The sequence below is a fragment of the Microvirga arabica genome (assembly GCF_016811235.1).
Lineage (GTDB): Bacteria > Pseudomonadota > Alphaproteobacteria > Rhizobiales > Beijerinckiaceae > Microvirga > Microvirga arabica.
The window spans coordinates 24,412-43,084 of record NZ_JAFBID010000056.1 but is presented as its reverse complement, the minus strand read 5'-3'; the positions used below and the strand labels follow the sequence as shown (position 1 = coordinate 43,084).

Sequence of the window (18,673 nt, the reverse complement as noted above, 5' to 3'; positions counted from 1 at the left end):
TTCTCCGACCTCATCCTGAGGAGCCGCGGCAGCGGCGTCTCGAAGGAGGTTCCAGAGAGCACTGGATCCTTCGAGACGCAGACTTCGTCTGCTCCTCAGGATGAGGTCTGTGGGATCGGAGGCGGCGGCATCGTCGACCCTGAGGCCGCTCTCGCACACCTCTCCGGTGACCGCCCCCTCGCCTATCTTCTCGTTTATCGCTCCGCCGTTCTCTCAGGCGACACACAGGCCGTCGAGAATCTGTCGGCAGCGCTCCGCGAACGCGGCATCGAAACCCTCGTGCTCGCGGTATCGAGCCTGAAAGACCCGGAAGCCGTGGCGGTCGTTCGATGCGCGATCCAGGCGCGCCGTCCCGACATCATCGTCACGACAACGGCTTTCTCGGCGCGAGACGATGAGAGCTTCGTGCTCGACGAAGCCGACTGCCCGATCTTGCAGGCGATCCCCGTCGGCAGTACGAAAGACGCCTGGGAGGCCTCGCCGCGCGGCCTCTCCGCCGCCGATCTCGCCATGCAGATCGCTCTCCCTGAGTTCGACGGCCGCATTGCTGCAGGTCCCGTATCGTTCAAGGCCGAGGAGCCCGCCGATCCGGCCCTCGCCTTCTCCCGCCGGGTGCAGGCGCCGGATGAAGCCGGGATCAACGCCGTGGCCGACATGGCCGCTGCCTGGGTGCGCCTCGCCCGCACGCCACGCCGTGAGCGGCGGCTGGCGCTGGTTCTCTCCGATTACCCGGCACGCGGCGGCCGCGCCGGTTTTGCGGTCGGGCTCGACACACCGGCCAGCGCCTGCGCGATCCTCGATCTGCTGCGCGACGCGGGCTACGCGGCCGAACGGGATTTCACGGCAGACGACCTCATGCCGCGACTCACGGAAGGCGAGGAGACCTTCGAGGTTCCTCTTGCCGCTTACCGCACATGGCTCGATACGCTGCCGAGCAAACAGCGTGATGCCATTGATGAGCGCTGGGGCAGCGCCCAAAACGATCCTGCCTTGTCGCACGGCGCTTTCCGCTTCCGCGCCGTGCGCGCCGGCAACGTGCTTGTCGCCTTGCAACCGGATCGTGGTCACGGACACGATCGCAAGGGCTTCTACCACGATCCCGAATGCCCCCCGAGCCACGGCTACCTCGCGTTCTATGTCGGCCTGAAGGCTCTGGAAAATATCCACGCCCTCGTGCATCTCGGCACCCACGGCACCACCGAATGGCTGCCCGGCAAGGCGGTGGCGCTCTCCACGCAATGTTGGCCGCGCCTCGCTATCGGTACAGTGCCGGTGATCTACCCCTTCATCGTTGACGATCCCGGCGAGGCAGCCCCAGCGAAGCGCAGGATCAGCGCTGTCACCATCGGGCATCTCACGCCCCCGACCGGCGAAGCTGGCCTAAACGGCGAGGCTGCGGCGCTGCGTGAGCTCGTGGAAGAGTTTTCCTCGGCCCAGGTGCTACATCCCGGACGCGCGGAGCTAGTGGCAACGGAAATTCTTGAGCGCGCTCAAGCGAGCGGTCTCGCTGCCGCCTGCGGTGTCGATGAACTTATGCCGATGGACGAGGCGCTCACCCGTCTCGATGCTCACCTGTGCGATCTCGGCGAGGTGACGGTCCGCGACGGCTTGCACGTTTTCGGCGGCACGCTCGATGGTTTCGAGGCCTGCGCAGCCGGTGAGTGCGAGGGATTGCTACGCGCTCTGGACGGACGCTTCGTCGTCCCCGGCCCGTCCGGTTCCCCCTCGCGTGGGCAGACGGACGTGCTGCCCACGGGCCGCAACCTCGCGACACTCGATCCGCGCGCGATCCCCACCCGCGCCGCCACCGAACTTGGGCAGCGCGCGGCGGCCGAAGTGGTGCGCCGCCACCTGCAGGAGCAGGGCGACTGGCCGCGTCGCATCGTGATGGATCTCTGGGCCTCGCCGACGCTGCGCTCCGGCGGCGAGGACATCGCCCATGCGCTCGCCCTCATGGGCGTTCGCCCGACCTGGGACCATGCCTCCACCCGCGTGACCGGCTTCGAGATCGTGCCGCAGCCGCTTCTCGACCGGCCCCGTGCGGACGTGACGATCCGTGTGTCCGGCGCCTTCCGCGACACCTTCCCGGACCAGCTCGCCCTGCTCGACCAGGCAGCCCGTGCGGTCGCGGCGCTCAACGAGGATGACGAGTGGAACGAGCTTGCCGCCGCGCACCGGCGCGGCGAGGCGCTCTCCCGCGTGTTCGGCTCTGCGCCCGGCACCTACGGCGCTGGGGTCTCATCGCGGGCGCTCGAGGGTGAATGGTCGACCAAGAACGATCTTGGCCGCACCTACCTCTCCGGCACATCTCATGCCTTCGGCAGTGGCGGCGAGGCGCGCACCGACGAGAGCTTCCCGCAGCGTGTGGAACGGGCGGAAGCCTTCGTGCATGTGAGTGATGTGGCCGAGCGCGACATCCTCGACGGCGATTCCGCCGCCGATGCGATCGGAGGCTTCGCGGCGGCCGCGGAGGCCTTGGGCACGACGCCTGCCGTCTACAGCCTCGACACAAGCCGCCCGCAAGCACCCAAAGCCCGAATCCTCGTGGAAGACATCGACCGCCTCGTGCGCGGCCGCCTGACGAATCCGCACTGGATCGCGGGCCAGCTGCGTCATGGCTGGCGTGGCGCGGCCGAGATCGCCCAAGGGATCGATGCGCTCTTCACCTTCGCGGCAACCACGAACGCCGTTTCCTCCGCCTCTCTCGATCTCGTGTTCACAGCCCTGATCGCTGATGAGCCGATCTGGCAGCAGATTTCGGCTGCCAACCCGGCCGCCGCGCAGGCGATCCGGGACCGGTTGGCCGATGCGCGCCGGCGGGGCCTGTGGGAGAGCCGCCTCAATTCCGTTGCAGCCCTGTTCGAGGATGACCGGAAGGAGGCCGCCGAATGAGCGCGCAAGGCCATATCAAGCGCCGAGGCTGGTGCCCGGGCGTGCGCCGCCCGATGGCCACCGGCGACGGCCTGCTCGTGCGCCTACATCCGTTCGGCGGCAGGCTTTCAGCCGATCAAGCATGCCTCGTGGCGCAGGCGGCGCGCGAGCACGGCAACGGCCATCTCGACATCACGGCCCGCGGCAACCTGCAGATCCGCGGCGTGAGCGAGGCCACCTATCCCGCCCTGCTCGCCCTTCTTGAGCGTGAAGGCCTCGCCGAGCCCGAGGGTGATGGTCCGAACCGCCTGACGGTGCTGTCGCCCCTCGCCGGTCTTGATCCACGCGATCAGTTCGACACCATCGCTCTGGCACGGCACATCGAGAATGCGGCGGGCGCCATCAAGGGCCTGCCAGCCAAGTTCTTTGTCGCCATCGATGGCGGAGGCACGATGCCCCTCGATGAACTCGGGGCCGATCTTCATCTCGTCGCATTGGGTGATAGGAGCATCGCATTCGGGATGCCCTCTTCCAGTGGCCTGCACTGGATGGGGACTTCTGATCTCACCCGTACGCCGGATGCCGTTCACTCAATCCTCTCGGACTTCTGCAATCTGCGACGCAAGGGCATGAGCGAGGCGCGGCGTCTGCGCGATCTTGAGCCCGATTTGATTCGAGAGCTGGTCGCACGCGCAGACCTCCATCCAGCCGCAGCGCCGGAACGGCGACCGGCGGCTCCACGAGCTGGTGTCATATCTCACGGCAACGGGCAGGCCGTTCTCCTCGCCCTGCCCTTCGGCCGCTGCCGCGCCGAGCAGTTGGTTCAAGTAGCCAACTGGAGCGAACGCTTCGGCAGCGGCGAAATTCGCCTGTCCGTCACGCGGGGCATCCTGCTGCCGATGATCGCAAGCGAGCACGTCTCCGCATTAATCGACGAGGCGGGCCGTGCCGGCTTCATCACCGAGGCGGACGACATTCGCCTGTGTTTGATGGCCTGCCCTGGTAGACCGGATTGCGGCAGCGCGCTGACATCCGCTCCTGCTGACGCCCTGCGCATTGCGGAGTCCTGTGGGGATCTGCTTCGACAAGGCGCAACGCTTCATGTCTCGGGCTGCCCGAAAGGGTGCGCCCATCCCGGCAAGGCGGATCTCACGCTGGTCGGCCGTAGCGATGGCGGCTACGACGTCGTCCCGAACGGATCCACCCGCGACGCCTCTTTCCTTCATCTCTCCATTGACGAGATCATGCTCCGTTTATCGCCCTTGAACACCTTAAATGGCCTGCGCCGCGCCTCCCCGGAGCGTCAGCCATGAGCGCGTCCCGCGACTACATCCGCGAGGGCGCAGAAATCTATCGCCGCTCCTTCGCGATCATTCGCGCGGAGGCGGACCTCTCGCGCTTTTCCGGCACCGCCGAGCGTGTCGCAGTGCGCATGATCCATGCCTGCGGCATGACGGACCTGCCGAAAGACATCGACCTCTCCCCCGACTTCGCTGAAGCGGCTGAATCCGCCCTCAAACGCGGCGCGCCGATCCTGTGCGACGCCAAGATGGTGGCGAACGGCATCACCCGCGCGCGGCTGCCGGCAGGTAACGAGGTGATCTGCACCCTGGATGATCCGCGCGTCCCAGTGCTCGCGGCGGAACTCGGCAGCACCCGCTCGGCCGCCGCTATGGAGCTCTGGCGCGAGCGCCTCGAAGGCGCCCTCGTGGTGTTCGGCAATGCGCCCACCGCGCTGTTTCACCTGCTCGAGATGCTTGACGCCGGCGCACCGAAGCCTGCTGCCGTGATCGGCATTCCGGTCGGGTTCATTGGGGCGGCAGAATCCAAGGAGGCGCTCGCCCGCGACGGACGCGTGCCCCACCTCGTGGTGCACGGACGGCGCGGCGGCAGCGCCATGGCGGCGGCAGCGGTCAATGCGCTCGCGAACCCGGTGGAGTGAGGTGGTTATGGCGAACGACACCATCCGCTTCTTCGGCTTAGGACTAGGCCCCGGCAATCCCGATTACATGACCGTGCGTGCCCGCAAGGTGCTGGAAACGGCTGATCGGCTGGCTCATTTCTGCAAACGCGGACGGCGCGGCAATGGGCGCACCATCGCCGATGCCATCGTTGGCGCAGACCCTGAGCGGGAGATCGCACTCGTCTACCCCGTGACCACCGAAATTCCCGCCGACCACCCGGATTACGCCGCCGCTCTTAACCCCTTCTACGAGGAAGCAGCATCACGGCTTCTCGCCGAGATCGAGGCCGGCCGCACGGTCGCGGTCCTCTGCGAGGGCGACCCCTTCTTCTACGGCTCCTTCATGCATCTCTGGTGGCGCCTCAAGGACAAGGTGCCGACGGAAGTCGTGCCCGCCGTCTCCGGCATGTCGGGCGCCTGGACCCGCGCTGGCGCGCCGATCACCTGGGGCGACGACGTGCTCACAGTGGTGCCGGGGACGCTGCCCGAGATGGAGCTGACGCGACAACTGTCGGGCACCGACGCCGCCGTGGTGATGAAGCTGGGACGCAACCTGCCGAAGGTGCGGGCAGCACTCGCCACCGCAGGCCTCCTGGAGCGCGCGATCTATGTGGAGCGCGCCACCATGGCGCAGGAAAAGATTATCCCACTGCACGAACTACCCGAAGTTTTCGACGCTCCCTATTTCTCGCTCATCATCGTGCCGGGGCAAGGGAGGCGCGTATGACGGGCCTGCTCACGATTGTGGGCCTCGGCCCCGGCGATCCGCGCTTCCTGACGCCCGCAGCCGCCGAGGCGCTCGCCACGGCCACCGACCTCGTCGGCTATGGCCCCTATGTGGACCGCGTGCCGGAGCGGCCCGGCCAGCAGCGGCACACCTCGGATAATCGGGTCGAACTCGACCGTGCGCGCTTCGCACTGGAGCTTGCGGCGAAGGGAGCTCGCGTGGCCGTGGTGTCCGGGGGAGATCCCGGCGTGTTCGCCATGGCGGCGGCCGTGTTCGAGGCCGTCGACGGCGGTGATCCGGCGTGGCGCAGCCTCGACATCCGCGTCGAGCCCGGCATCACGGCGATGCTCGCGGCAGCGGCCCGCGTGGGCGCGCCGCTCGGCGGTGATTTCTGCGCCATGTCGCTGTCGGACAATCTGAAGCCCTGGGAGGTGGTCGAGGCGCGACTTCGCGCGGCGCTCAGCGCCGATTTCGTGGTGGCGCTCTACAACCCGATCTCCTCAGCCCGGCCTTGGCAGCTCGGCGCGGCATTCAAGATCGTGGCGGAGACGCGTGGCCCCGACACGCCGATCATTCTCGCGCGGGCCGTCATGCGACCGGACGAGCAAATCAGGATTGTTCCGCTTTCCGAGGTGGAGGCGTCGATGGCGGACATGTCCACAATCGTGATCATCGGCGCCAGCACCACCAAGCTCATAGAGCGGCCCGATGGCGAAATGCCTTATGTCTACACGCCGCGCTTTTACGGGGTGCGGCCGTGACGGCGCTCGAGCCACTCCAGGGCGGCGTCCGCGCTCGCAACCTCCTCGATGCCGCGAGGCTTCTCCGGCCGTGCCACGACGATGACGGGCACTCCGAGAGCCCGCGCCGCCGCGATCTTCGGGTAGGTCGCAGCCCCACCGGAATTCTTCGTCACGACAATCTCGACGCGCTCGCGTTCCATCAGTGCCCGCTCGGCCGCCTCATTGAAAGGTGCGCGATCCTGGATGGCGATGACGTTCGGAACCGGCAGTGCATCGCCAATGGGCCCGATGGTGCGCACGAGATAGGTGTGCTGCGGCGCGGCCGCGAAGGGCGGCAGTTCGAGGCGGCCCACGGTGAGAAAGACCCGGCGGGGCTCATCGCCCAACGCTCGAACCGCTTCTCCCGTCGAGCCGACTTCGATCCATCGGTCACCCTCCTGCGGAGCCCAGGGCGGACGGCGCAGGGCGAGCAGCGGAACGCACGCGCTCGCACAGGCCTCCGCAGCGCTGCGCGACATCATAGCGGCGAAGGGATGGGTTGCGTCGATCACCGCCTCGATCCGTTCCTGCGCCAGGAAACGGATAAGCCCCTCCACGCCGCCGAAGCCACCGATGCGGGTTGGAATCGGCAGGGGCCGTGGGTCGCTGGTGCGCCCGGCCATGGACAGGAGCGGGCTGAACTCGGATCGGCCGGAAAGAAGCCTTGCGAGCGCGGAGGCTTCCGTCGTGCCGCCCAGAATGAGAATGCGCATGCGCTCCTTTTCCCTGAATTCTGAGACGGAGTCGAGCATGACGAAAGCTCCCTGGCTCACCATCATCGGCATCGGCGAGAACGGACGCGCCGGCCTCTCTCCCGCGGCTCAGGATGCGCTCGACCGGGCGGAGTTCGTGATCGGCGGCGCGCGTCACCTTGAACTTGCGGCACCCTTGCGCGCCGACACGCAGACCTGGCCGAGCCCCTTTGCGGAAGGCTACCCGGTGATCCTGGCGCGTCGGGGACAACCCACCTGCGTACTGGCGACGGGCAATCCGTTCCATTATGGGGTCGGGGCCGAACTCGCCCGTCTCGTTCCGGCGGACGAGATTATCTGCCATCCGCAGCCCTCCGCCTTCAGCCTCGCGGCTGCGCGCCTGGGATGGTCGCTGCCGGATTGCGAGTGCGTCAGCCTGCATGGCCGGGCGCTGGAGCGGATCATTCCCGACCTGCAGCCGGGTGCCCGCATTCTGATCCTGTCGTGGGACGGTTCGACCCCGGGCAAGCTCGCGGAGTTGCTGGAAGCGCGCGGCATGGGCGCCTCGACCATCTCCGTGCTGGAAGCTATGGGCGGCCCGCGCGAACGCATCCGCCATGCGATTGCAGACACGTTCAATATTGCCGATCTTGATCCGCTCAACACTGTCGCGATCGAGGTCGCGGCATCACGTGATGCGCGTGTCGTTCCCCTCACGCCCGGTCTTCCCGACTCTTGGTTCGAGAATGACGGTCAGCTCACCAAGGCGGAGATACGTGCGCTGACCTTGGCAGCCCTTGCGCCGAAGGCCGGTGAACTGTTGTGGGATATCGGCCTGGGCGCAGGTTCGGTGGGCATCGAATGGTGCCTGCGCCATCCGCGCAATCGTTGCATCGGCGTCGAGGAGCGCCCGGAGCGCGCCGAGCGAGCGCGGCGCAATGCTCTCGAACTCGGCGCAACGGCGCTGGACATCCGCATTGGTCAGGCACCCGAGGCCCTGGCCGACCTGCCGGCACCGGATGCCGTCTTCATCGGTGGCGGCGCATCCCAGCCCGGTGTTTTCGATGTTGCCTGGGCGGCGCTGAAACCCGGAGGCCGCCTCGTCGTCAACGCCGTGACGCTGGAGACCGAGACGCTGCTCGGCGCGCTCTACGCGCAGCATGGCGGTGCCATGCGGCGCTTGGCGTTCTCGCGTCTGGAGGCCGTCGGCGGCATGCATGGCTGGCGGGCGGCGATGCCCGTCATGCAATGGGTGGTGGTGAAGCCATGATCGTGGCCGGTGTGGGATTGAGGCATAGCGTCAAGGCCGACGAGATCGTAGCGCTCGTCGAGCAGGCTTTGGAGCATGCGTCGCTTGCGCGTGACGACCTGACCAAACTTGCGACCGTTGAGGCTCTGTCGATCCTGCCCGCTTTCACGGAAGCCGCCCGTCGGCTTGATGTTCCGGTGACACCTGTTGCACAAGACGCTCTCTCGGCATCAGCCCCGCATGTTCGCACGAAATCGGCCCGCTCCATCGCCGCGCATGGGGTCGGATCGGTCGCCGAAGCCGCGGCGCTTGCCGCCGCAGGGCCGCACCCGAGACTTATCCTGGAGCGCATAACCTCGGCCTCCGCCACCTGCGCCCTCGCACGTCCGGAGACAGGCCCATGACCGTTCATTTCATCGGAGCAGGTCCCGGTGCTCCCGATCTCATCACCGTGCGCGGACGCTCGCTCATCGAGCGCTGCCCTGTCTGCCTCTATGCCGGCTCCATCGTGCCGCCGGAAATCCTCTCCTGGTGCCCACCCGGCGCACGGCTCGTGGACACGGCTCCCCTCGATCTTGAAGCCATCACGGCCGAATACGTGCGCGCGCACGAGCGCGGTGAGGACGTGGCGCGGCTCCATTCCGGCGATCTCTCGATCTGGAGTGCCATGGGCGAGCAGCTGCGGCGACTCGATGCGTTTGGGATCCCCTATACGATCACACCGGGCGTTCCCGCCTTCGCAGCGGCCGCCGCCGCAATCGGGCGCGAGCTGACCGTGCCGGAGGTCGGGCAGTCGGTGGTGCTTACGCGCACCTCGGGCCGCGCTTCCGCCATGCCGGAAACGGAGCGGCTTTCAACCTTCGCGCAGACCAAGGCGACGCTTGCCATTCACCTGTCGATCCATGTGATCGAGCGGGTGGTGGAGGACCTTGTGCCGGCATACGGCGCCGATTGTCCTACGGCCGTGGTCTGGCGCGCCTCCTGGCCGGACGAGCGGGTGATCAAGGGCACGCTCGGCACGATCGCCGCCATGGTTCGCGCCGAGAAGCTGGAACGCACGGCGCTGATCTTGGTGGGGCGCACCCTGGAGGCAAAGGATTTTCGCGAGAGCGCCCTCTATTCGGCCGATTACGACCGGCGCTTCCGCCCCAGCGCCCGCGAGGATGGCCAATGAGGCACGCGGCGTCAGGCCACCGGATGGAACGGCACGCGGCCAACGAGTTGGCCGTTTCGGTCGAACACGATGATTTCGAGCGCGATCTCGGCACCCCGCAGGGCCTTGGAGGCCGTCTGCCACGCATGCTGCGCCACCACGTCGGCCAGCGGAAGGCTGAGACGCTTGGCCGTCTCCAGCACTTCGAGCGCGGTGTTGGCGCCACGCGCCTGCTCGGCGACGGAGGGCTCGGCACCGGCTTCGCGCAGGCGCTCGGACAACCATGCGAGATCGATCGCGCCGGAGCGCGAATGCAGGTCGAGCAGGCCCTGACCGAGCTTGGTCATCTTGGCGAAGCCGCCCGCGATGGTGACCTTCGGCACCGGATTGCGGCGCAGGTATTTCAGCATGCCGCCGGCGAAATCGCCCATGTCGATGAGGGCATGATCCGGCAGGTTGTAGAGCGCCTGCACGGCCTTCTCGGAGGTCGATCCCGTGGCGCCCGCCACATGGTCGAGACCGCCGGCACGGGCGACATCGATGCCGCGATAGATGCTGTGGATCCAGGCAGCGCAGGAATAGGGCACCACCACGCCTGTGGTGCCGAGGATCGACAAGCCGCCCAGGATGCCGAGGCGCGGGTTGAGGGTCTTCTGGGCAATGGCCTCACCGCCCGGGATGGAGATTTCCACCTCGATATCCGTTGGACCTCCGATGCTGCGCGCCGCCTCCTCCAGATTGTCGCGAATCATCTGGCGCGGCACCGGATTGATGGCGGGCTCTCCCAGCGGCAGGGGCAGGCCTGCGCGGGTGACGGTGCCGACGCCCTCGCCGGCCCGGAACGACACGCCGGAGCCCGGCGCACCCGCCCGAACGGTTGCGATCACCAGCGCGCCATGGGTCACATCCGGATCGTCGCCCGCATCCTTGACGATGCCGACCCGCATGCCGCCTTCGATGGTCTCCGTGAGCGCCAGGGAGAAGGCCGGCCGTGCACCACCGGGCAGCACGATCTCGACGGGATCGGGACATTCACCCGTCTGCCATCCCAGATAGGCCGCCCTGGCCGCCGCCGTGGCGCAGGCGCCCGTGGTCCAGCCACGGCGCAAGGTTCCAGCGGGTTTACTCTCGTCCATAAGCTCTCTTACAACGTCCCCATGAATTCCAACAGCCATCTCGGGATGGCCAGTCACGCTGGGAGACCCGCATGACCGCCCTCTCCCGTCTCACGCCGCCCTTCGCGCCCGGCACGGTCTGGCTCGTCGGCGCGGGCCCGGGCGATCCCGGCCTGCTCACGATCCATGCCCTGAACGCCCTCGCGAAGGCGGATGTCATTGTTTACGACGCCCTCATCGATCCGGCCGTTCTTTCCTTCGCTCGGGAAGGTGCTGCCCTGGAATTTGCCGGCAAGCGCGGCGGCAAGCCTTCGGCGGTTCAGCGGGACATCTGCGAGCGGCTGGTCCAGCTCGCCCGTGAAGGCAAGCGGGTGCTGCGGCTCAAAGGAGGCGACCCCTTCATCTTCGGGCGCGGCGGCGAGGAAGCGCTGGCTCTGTCCGAGGCGGGAATCCCCTTCCGCATCATCCCGGGCGTGTCGAGCGGCCTTGCTTCGCTCGCCATCCACGGCGTGCCGGCGACCATGCGCAAGACGAACCACGCGGTGATCCTGGCCACCGGCCACCCTGCCCCGGATGCGGAGATCGAATGGGCGTCGCTGGCCCGCACGGGCGCGCCCATCGTGCTCTACATGGCGGTGTCGAACCTTCCCTCCATCGTGCAGGGCCTCATGGAAGGCGGACTCGCAGGCGACACGCCGGCGCTCGTGGTCCATGGCGCGACGACCGCGAAGGAAAGCGTCGTGGAGGGAACGCTCGCGACCCTGCCGAAGCTCGCGGAGGATGGGCTCATCCGCTCGCCCGCCATCGTGGCCATCGGCGCCATCGCAGCCTTCCGATCGGCCATCGCCAATCACCTCCTCGAGTTCGGCAGCGAGGCCGCCCAGTGAGCCTCGGCCCCGGCCTGCTCGTCGCCGCGCCCCGCTCAGGTTCAGGCAAGACGACCATCGTACTCGGCCTCCAGCGGGCGCTCGCCCGCCGGGGCCTCAACGTGCGCGGCGTGAAATGCGGCCCCGACTACATCGACCCGGCCTTTCACGAAGCCGCCACCGGCGCCCCAAGCTTCAATCTCGATAGCTTTGCCATGAACCGACCCCTGCTCGGGGCGATTGCATCGCAAGCCGCCAGCAATGCGGATCTCGTGATCGGGGAAGGCTCCATGGGCCTCTTCGACGGCATCCGACAGGAGATCGGCCGCACGGGCGCGAGCGCCGACATCGCCGCTCTCCTCGGCTGGCCGGTGATCCTGGTTCTGGACGTGTCGGGACATGCGCAATCGGCCGCCGCCGTCGCCCTCGGCTGCGCCCGCTTCGATCCGCGGATCGACGTGGCCGGGGTGGTGCTGAACAAGGTCGCGAGCGAACGGCATCGCAGGCTGGTGGAGGACGGCATGGCCCGCATCGGCCTGCCTGTTCTCGGCGCACTCATGCGCAACGCGGACCTCACCCTGCCGGAGCGCCATCTCGGCCTCGTCCAGGCAGGCGAGACCGAGGAACTCGACGCACGGCTGGAGCGTCTGGCGGATGCGGTGGAAGGCGCCGTCGATCTCGACCGGCTCATGGCTCTCGCCCGCCCGACTCAGCTCGACGGCTCTGATCCCATCATTCCCCTGCCCCCGCCGGGTCAGCGGGTCGCACTGGCGTCGGACCAGGCCTTCTCCTTCGTCTACCCACATGTACTCGCCGGATGGCGGGAAGCAGGGGCCGAGATCATGACCTTCTCGCCTCTTGCCGATGAACCTCCGCCTTCAGACTGCGACGTCTGCTGGCTGCCAGGAGGCTACCCGGAGCTTCACGCAGGACGCATCGCGAATGCCAGTCGCTTTCTCGAAGGCCTGCAGAGCTTTGCAGAGAGCTGGCCGGTTCACGGGGAATGCGGCGGCTACATGGTCTTAGGAATGTCCCTTGAGGATGGTGAGGGGCATGTCCACGCCATGGCTGGCCTCCTGCCGGTCGAGACGAGCTATGCCAAGCGCAAGATGCATCTCGGCTACCGGGTTGCGGATCTGCTCCACGGCGGCGTGCTTGGACGAGCAGGGGCGCGCCTTGTGGGCCATGAGTTCCACTATGCCTCCGTCACACAATGCGACAGGTCAGCGGAAACGGCTTTTGCTAGAATCGCGGATGCAGAGGACAACGACCTCGGCTTTGCAGGTCACCGCAATGGTTTCGTGACGGGGAGCTTCTTCCACACCATCGCCCTTCGCTGATGGTGTGACCTCTCAAACGCTCACGCTGCGACAGGCACGCTGGATTTCACCCACGAGACGGCCGGGCTGTACAGGCTTTTGAAGCACGACGATATCGGGATGGCGCTCGCCCACGCCCGAGGGCAACCCGCCGCTTCCGGTGTAGACCACGACGCCGACCTTCCGGGCCCGCAAGGACTCCAGCACAGGCGTGATGTCCCCGTCACTAAGATTGACATCAAGCACCGCTGCGTCGATGCCTTGATCAGCCTTGACGGTCTGCTTGGCCTCGCGGAGCGATCCAACCGGACCGATGACCTCCCCTTCAGCCCGCTCGACCAGATCGCTGATGTCCGTAGCGATGGCAGGATCGTCCTCGACGACGAGAACACGCAAGCCGTTCAACATCCCAGTCTCCTCGGTAGCAGGACAAGGCTTCAGATCGAGTCAATTCGCCATACCGGCGGCTGTTCCGGCCGCGGGACGAGGGGCAGCCATGTGTCCGCGGACAGGCGCGGGAACAGAGCTTCGCAGACGCACGTTTCGACAGGTTAGTTTTTTCACATCTTGTCATGAGTCCGGCTTGTGAGCAGCAGCCCATCACCGTCCAGAGGAGCCGAACTCCTCCCCGTGTCGCATCGATCCGAAGAATTGGCATACCGGCTCCGGCAGCAGGAGGTGCTGGCAGGCTTCGGCCTCTTCGCCCTGCAGGCCATGGACCTCGACGCCCTTCTGCAGGAGGCCTGCAGGATCAGTGCCATTGGCCTCGGGAGCGAGCTGTCGAAAGTGCTGGAATACCGCCCGGACGAGGACAAGCTCCTCCTGCGGGCCGGCATCGGCTGGCGGCCCGGTGTGGTCGGGCATGCTCGTGCGTCTGCCGATTTGGGATCTGCGGCAGGCTATGCTTTCCGCACCGGCGAGGCCGTGCTCTCCAGCCATCTTGGCGCGCCTGCCGCCGAGGGCGAAGATCGGTTCCGCGCCTCCCAGGTGATGGTCGAGCATGGCGTCCGACGGGCGATCAACGTGCCGATCCGCGGGCGCGACTGGTCCTTCGGCGTGCTTGAAGCCGACAGCCCGCAGGAGAACAAGTTCACCCAGGCTGACATCGCCTTTCTGCAGGGTGTGGCCAATATCCTGGGCGTCGCCATGGAGCGCGTCAGGGTCGAGCAGGCGGTGCAGGAGAGCGAGGAGAGCTTCCGCACCTTGGCCAATTCCATTCCGCAGCTCGCCTGGATGGCCGACGCTTCCGGGTCGATCTATTGGTACAACCAGCGCATCTTCGACTACACAGGTTTGGACTTCGAGGAGATCAAGGGGTGGGGCTGGCGCTCCCTGCACCACCCCGACCACCTGGAGCGGGTGGTGGAACGCATCCGCCGCTCCTTCGAGACCGGCGAGCCGTGGGAGGATACCTTTCCGCTCCGTGGCCAGGATGGATCCTACCGCTGGTTTCTCTCCCGCGCCCTGCCGATCCGCGACAGCGCCGGCCGGATCCTGCGCTGGTTCGGCACCAACACCGATGTGACCGAGCAGCGCGAGGCGGAAGAACGGAACCAGTTGATGACCCAGGAGGTCAGCCACCGGGTCAAGAATTCCCTGGCGCTGGTGGCGAGCCTGCTCGGGCTTCAATCCCGCTCAACCACCAATCCCGAGGCCAGACAGGCCCTGGAAGATGCCTATGCGCGGGTCCAGACCATCGCACAGATCCACGACCGGCTCTGGCGGCAATACGATGCCCAGAGCGTCGACCTTTGCGGCTTCCTGAACGACCTCTGTCACAAGCTTCAGGAAACGGCCATGGAACATCGGCTCGAATTTCATGGCCATTCGGTCATGATCACGACCGACCGGGCGATTTCCTTAGGCTTGCTCCTCAACGAGATCGTCACCAACGCGTTCAAATACGCTTATCCAGAAGGCGGCGGCGGACCCGTCGAGGTGCGGCTCTCCGCGAGCGGCGGGGAGCTTCGGCTGGAGGTGGCGGACCAGGGTGTCGGCCTTCCGGGTGGGTTCGAGTTTTCCAAGCATCGCAAGAGCCTCGGATCACGCCTGATCGTGAACATCGCCCGGCAATTGCAGGCCCAGGTGGAACCGGGTCCGAACTCTCCCTCCGGGGCCCGTTTCGTGGTGACCATGCCAATTCAACAGAGCTGATCCGCAATGCGATTGGTGAACCTCCTGAAGGGGTGGGAGTTGAACAGAACCCAACAAGGAGACCATCATGCGCCTCAAATTCATCCTGCCTCTGGCTGCCCTCCTCGCCCTGTCCGCCTGCGGCGACGATGGTCCGGACCAGACCGGAAGCACGGACAAAAACAACCAGCCGGCCAATACGACACCCGCCAACCCCACCGTCCCCAGCCGCCCGGCCGGGCCGCCTGCGCAGTAGGCTGAACGATCATCCGAGATCTGGAGCGCTCCCGAGGCGGCGACACTAGCGCGCCTTGGGTCTATCCCATGTTAATGCGACCGTATAGGACCTGCGGTCTCCTAACGCCTGTCATGTCCGGATGGGGACGGCATCATGTCGCGGGCGAGGGCCAAAGGGACAAACCGTCATTCTTTTGCCGCAGCCCTCCTTCCTGATCTGGTCAAAGCGTGGAAGAGCGCGGGCTGACGTTCGAGCTTGGCAGCCACATTGGGAGATCGCATGGCGCTCCCGTAGGCATATTCAAGCTCCCTCCGTTCGCGTCGAAGATGGTGGAGGCGCCCATGAACGAGGCATTCCATATCGGACAGCTTGTCCGGATCAGCAGACCAGTCTCAGGTTATGCGGATCACCGCACCTACTGCATCGTTTGCTTGGTGTCGAAGTCGGACGGATATGCGGTTTATCGGGTCAAGAACACGGTGGGGATCGAGCGCCTCGTCAGGGCCGATGAGATCGAGCCGGCAGCCCTCACGGCCGTTCCCTAAAAAGCCTGAATCGAATCTTCGGACCTTCCACGGCTGCGGGAAATCGCCCGCATGGGCCATTAGCCCATGGTAGCGGATCATGGCCCTTGCCCTCCCCTGACGGGCGCGACAGAATGCTTCCCTAACGACGCCGGCAAAAAGACCGGCAGGTGCATGAGCCGGTACGGCCATGCATCAAGAGGGAACGTAGCCATACCGCGCCAGAAGACGCGCGGGTGCCAGGGAGGTTGACGTCTTTGACGACGGCAGCAGATGCGCGCGCGGATACATTTCCAAAACTGCTCGTGCGCAACGCGCGCACGCGCCCGAACCGCACCGCGTTTCGGCACAAGGACCTTGGAATCTGGCAATCCTGGACATGGGGCGAGGTGCACGAGATCGTGCGCGCCTATGCCAGCGGGTTGCAATCGCTCGGGTTGAAGCGTGGCGGCAAGATCGCCATCGTCGGCTACAACCGGCCCTATCTCTACTGGAGCATCGCCGCGGCCCAATGGATCGGGGCGATCCCGATCCCGGTCTATGCTGACTCTGTCGCCGACGAGATGGCCTATGTGCTGGCCCATGCGGAGGTCACTCACGCAGCCGTGCTGGACCAGGAGCAGGTCGACAAGCTTCTCTCCGTGTCCGAGCAACTGCCCCAGCTTCAGCATGTGCTCTATGACGAGCAGAAGGGCTTGCGGGATTACGACCACAGCCGCCTGCACTCCATCGAATCCGTGGTTGAGGAAGGCCGCGCCCGGCTCGCGGATGCCCAGGAGGCGGAGGTCATTGAACGCGCACTTCAGGACGGCAAGGGCGCGGATCTCGCGATCATTCTCTACACCTCCGGCACCACGGGCCGCCCCAAGGGCGTGATGCTCACCTCCAACGCGGTGATCGCGGCAGCCGCGATCGGCTGCGACTTCGACAAGCTCGACGAGAGCGACGAGATCATGGCCTACCTGCCGATCGCATGGGTGGGCGACCACATCTTCTCCTATGCGCAGGCATTTCTCGCCGGCTTATGCGTGAACTGCCCCGAGAGCCCGGAAACGGTGGCGGACGACCGGCGCGAGATCGGCGCTACTTACGTCTTCGCCCCGCCGCGCATCTTCGAGAGCATGCTTACCCTCACCATGGTGCGCATCGAGGATGCGAGCGCATTGAAGCGGCGCATGTTCCACTACTTCATCAACCACGCCAACAAGGTCGGCGAGAAAATCCTGAACCGGGAGCCGGGCGTCAGCGCCTGGGACCGGTTGCTCTGGAAGCTCGGCAACGTGCTTGTCTACGCGCCCTTGCGCAATCGCTTCGGCATGACGCGGGTGAAGGTGGGCTACACGGCGGGCGAAGCCATCGGCCCTGAGATCTTCCGCTTCTACCGCTCCATCGGGGTGAACCTGAAGCAGCTCTACGGGCAGACGGAGGCAAGCGTCTACATCACCATGCAGCCTGACGGCGAGATCCGCGCCGACACGGTGGGCCGCCCTGCGCCGCAGGTGGAGATCCGCATCGCCGATAACGGCGAGGTGCTTTATCGCTCGCCCGGCGTCTTCGTCGGCTACTACAAGGACGACGAGAAGACCGCAGAGACCAAAACGCCCGACGGCTTCGTGCATTCGGGTGATGCCGGCTTCTTCGACCAGAACGGCCACCTCAAGATCATCGACCGCGCCAAGGATGTGGGCAAGATGCGGGACGGCGCACTCTTCCCGCCGAAATACGTCGAGAACAAGCTGAAGTTCTATCCCAACATCAAGGAAGCGGTCTGCTTCGGCGATGGCCGGGATTATGTGGCGGCCTTCATCAACATCGACCTCGTGGCGGTGAGCAACTGGGCCGAACGCAACGGCGTCACTTATGCCTCCTACCAGGAGCTCGCTGGTCATCCGCGTGTCTACGACATGATCGACAAGCACGTCGACGAGGTGAACCGTTCACTCGCCTCCGAGCCGCGCATGGGCGGCGCACAGATCAAAAGGTTCCTGATCCTGCATAAGGAGCTTGATGCCGACGACGGCGAGCTCACCCGGACGCAGAAGGTGCGCCGCGGCTTCATCGCCGACCGCTACGCTCCCCTGATCCAGGCGCTCTATGACGGCTCGACCGAGGCGGACATCTCGACGGAAGTCACCTTCGAGGACGGCCGCAAGGGCGTGATCTCCGCACGGGTCAAGATCAAGGACATGAAGCTCTATCCGGCCGAGAACGGGCATGTACTGGAGGCTGCGGAATGAGAGCACCCGACAATCCCGTCTTTGCCAAGGGCGACGTGCTGCTCGCGGTAGAGAACGTGTCGCTGGGCTTCGGCGGCGTGAAGGCGCTCACCGATGTGTCCTTCGACATTCGCAAGAGCGAGATCCGCGCCATCATCGGGCCGAACGGTGCCGGCAAGACCTCGATGCTCAACTGCATCAACGGCTTCTACTACCCGACCGAAGGACGCATCACCTTCAAGGGCGTGAAGCGCCCAAAGATGCGCCCCTACGAGGCGGCCCGCGGCGGCATCGCCCGCACGTTCCAGAACGTCGCTCTCTTCAAGAGCATGTCGACGCTCGACAACATCATGGCCGGCCGCTCCATCAAGATGCATTCTAACTTCTTCTGGCAGCTTTTCCGCCATGGCCCGGCCATGAAGGAAGAGGTCGAGCACCGCCGATTCGTGGAAGAGATCATCGACTTCCTTGAGATCCAGCACATCCGCAAGACTCCGGTGGGACGCCTTCCTTATGGCCTGCAGAAGCGGGTCGAGCTCGGTCGGGCGTTGGCCATGGAGCCGGAGCTTCTGCTGCTCGACGAGCCCATGGCGGGCATGAACCTGGAAGAGAAGGAAGACATGTCGCGGTTCATCCTGGAGGTGAACCAGCAGTACGGGACCACCATCGCCCTCATCGAGCACGACATGGGTGTGGTGATGGATCTCTCCGACCGGGTCGTGGTGCTGGAATACGGGCGCAAGATTGCCGATGGCACGCCGTCCGAGGTCAAGGGCGACCAGCGCGTGATCGATGCCTATCTCGGCGTGGCGCATTGAGGACGGG

18 protein-coding genes are annotated in these 18,673 nt (G+C 66.0%); 15 read left to right on the top strand and 3 right to left on the bottom strand.

Annotated elements, in window-relative coordinates; translation table 11 throughout:
* The 5 genes from cobN to cobJ all read left to right on the top strand — a co-directional run.
* A partial coding sequence (cobN, locus tag JQC81_RS22595) for a cobaltochelatase subunit CobN (RefSeq protein ID WP_203274065.1) occupies positions 1-2,892 on the top strand: 2,892 nt, incomplete at its 5' end.
* Positions 2,889-4,184 (top strand): precorrin-3B synthase, encoded by a 1,296-nt coding sequence (gene cobG, locus JQC81_RS22590; protein WP_203274064.1) that lies wholly within the window; start codon positions 2,889-2,891, stop codon positions 4,182-4,184. The genes cobN and cobG, both read left to right, overlap by 4 nt.
* The gene (locus JQC81_RS22585; protein WP_203274063.1) at positions 4,181-4,813 is read left to right on the top strand and encodes a precorrin-8X methylmutase; all 633 of its coding nucleotides are present in this window, start codon (positions 4,181-4,183) and stop codon (positions 4,811-4,813) included. Before cobG ends, JQC81_RS22585 begins: the two co-directional genes overlap by 4 nt.
* A 7-nt stretch (positions 4,814-4,820) precedes the next feature.
* Positions 4,821-5,561 (top strand): precorrin-2 C(20)-methyltransferase, encoded by a 741-nt coding sequence (locus JQC81_RS22580; RefSeq protein WP_246520601.1) that lies wholly within the window; start codon positions 4,821-4,823, stop codon positions 5,559-5,561.
* Entirely contained in the window at positions 5,558-6,322 is a 765-nt protein-coding gene (gene cobJ, locus JQC81_RS22575) for a precorrin-3B C(17)-methyltransferase (RefSeq protein WP_203274061.1), read from the top strand. The genes JQC81_RS22580 and cobJ overlap by 4 nt, the downstream gene beginning before the upstream one ends.
* On the opposite strand, the gene JQC81_RS22570 is transcribed toward cobJ, so the two are convergent.
* Positions 6,304-7,056 carry a cobalt-precorrin-6A reductase gene (locus tag JQC81_RS22570; RefSeq protein WP_203274060.1) on the bottom strand — a complete coding sequence of 251 codons (753 nt, stop codon included), beginning with the start codon at positions 7,054-7,056 and terminating at the stop codon, positions 6,304-6,306. The two genes, cobJ and JQC81_RS22570, sit on opposite strands and share 19 nt — an antisense overlap.
* A gap of 37 nt (positions 7,057-7,093) precedes the next feature.
* Between JQC81_RS22570 and cbiE the strand changes: the two genes are divergently transcribed.
* The 3 genes from cbiE to cobM are packed head-to-tail and all read left to right on the top strand — an operon-like array spanning position 7,094 to position 9,458.
* Positions 7,094-8,305, top strand: coding sequence for a precorrin-6y C5,15-methyltransferase (decarboxylating) subunit CbiE (gene cbiE, locus JQC81_RS22565; RefSeq protein ID WP_246520600.1), 1,212 nt, complete (start codon positions 7,094-7,096; stop codon positions 8,303-8,305).
* A complete protein-coding gene (locus tag JQC81_RS22560) occupies positions 8,302-8,688 on the top strand; it encodes a cobalamin biosynthesis protein (protein WP_246520599.1) in 387 nt (128 codons plus the stop codon). Before cbiE ends, JQC81_RS22560 begins: the two co-directional genes overlap by 4 nt.
* Positions 8,685-9,458 (top strand): precorrin-4 C(11)-methyltransferase, encoded by a 774-nt coding sequence (cobM, locus tag JQC81_RS22555; RefSeq protein ID WP_203274057.1) that lies wholly within the window; start codon positions 8,685-8,687, stop codon positions 9,456-9,458. Before JQC81_RS22560 ends, cobM begins: the two co-directional genes overlap by 4 nt.
* 11 nt (positions 9,459-9,469) lie before the next feature.
* On the opposite strand, the gene JQC81_RS22550 is transcribed toward cobM, so the two are convergent.
* Complete coding sequence (locus JQC81_RS22550) at positions 9,470-10,573, bottom strand: cobalt-precorrin-5B (C(1))-methyltransferase (protein ID WP_203274056.1); 1,104 nt, start codon at positions 10,571-10,573, stop codon at positions 9,470-9,472.
* 71 nt (positions 10,574-10,644) lie between these two features.
* Between JQC81_RS22550 and cobA the strand changes: the two genes are divergently transcribed.
* Together cobA and JQC81_RS22540 are read left to right on the top strand one after the other, a co-directional pair.
* Positions 10,645-11,439: a uroporphyrinogen-III C-methyltransferase gene (gene cobA / locus JQC81_RS22545; protein ID WP_203274055.1), complete on the top strand. Its 795-nt coding sequence runs from the start codon at positions 10,645-10,647 to the stop codon at positions 11,437-11,439.
* A complete protein-coding gene (locus tag JQC81_RS22540; protein ID WP_203274054.1) occupies positions 11,436-12,758 on the top strand; it encodes a cobyrinic acid a,c-diamide synthase CobB in 1,323 nt (440 codons plus the stop codon). Before cobA ends, JQC81_RS22540 begins: the two co-directional genes overlap by 4 nt.
* A gap of 12 nt (positions 12,759-12,770) precedes the next feature.
* Here the strand turns inward: JQC81_RS22540 and JQC81_RS22535 are convergent, their stop codons facing one another.
* Positions 12,771-13,145: a response regulator gene (locus tag JQC81_RS22535; RefSeq protein ID WP_203274053.1), complete on the bottom strand. Its 375-nt coding sequence runs from the start codon at positions 13,143-13,145 to the stop codon at positions 12,771-12,773.
* A 222-nt stretch (positions 13,146-13,367) separates the two neighbouring features.
* On the opposite strand from JQC81_RS22535, the gene JQC81_RS22530 reads away from it, so the two are divergent.
* The 5 genes from JQC81_RS22530 (at position 13,368) to JQC81_RS22510 (ending at position 18,666) form a co-directional block, all read left to right on the top strand.
* Positions 13,368-14,891: a sensor histidine kinase gene (locus tag JQC81_RS22530; protein ID WP_203274052.1), complete on the top strand. Its 1,524-nt coding sequence runs from the start codon at positions 13,368-13,370 to the stop codon at positions 14,889-14,891.
* A gap of 67 nt (positions 14,892-14,958) precedes the next feature.
* Positions 14,959-15,126 (top strand): hypothetical protein, encoded by a 168-nt coding sequence (locus JQC81_RS22525; protein WP_203274051.1) that lies wholly within the window; start codon positions 14,959-14,961, stop codon positions 15,124-15,126.
* A gap of 323 nt (positions 15,127-15,449) precedes the next feature.
* Positions 15,450-15,653: a hypothetical protein gene (locus JQC81_RS22520; protein WP_203274050.1), complete on the top strand. Its 204-nt coding sequence runs from the start codon at positions 15,450-15,452 to the stop codon at positions 15,651-15,653.
* Between the two features lie 236 nt (positions 15,654-15,889).
* Positions 15,890-17,869, top strand: a complete 1,980-nt coding sequence (locus tag JQC81_RS22515; protein ID WP_246520598.1) for an AMP-dependent synthetase/ligase — start codon at positions 15,890-15,892, stop codon at positions 17,867-17,869.
* Positions 17,866-18,666, top strand: a complete 801-nt coding sequence (locus JQC81_RS22510; RefSeq protein WP_203274048.1) for an ABC transporter ATP-binding protein — start codon at positions 17,866-17,868, stop codon at positions 18,664-18,666. Before JQC81_RS22515 ends, JQC81_RS22510 begins: the two co-directional genes overlap by 4 nt.
* The last annotated feature ends 7 nt before the right edge of the window (positions 18,667-18,673 follow it).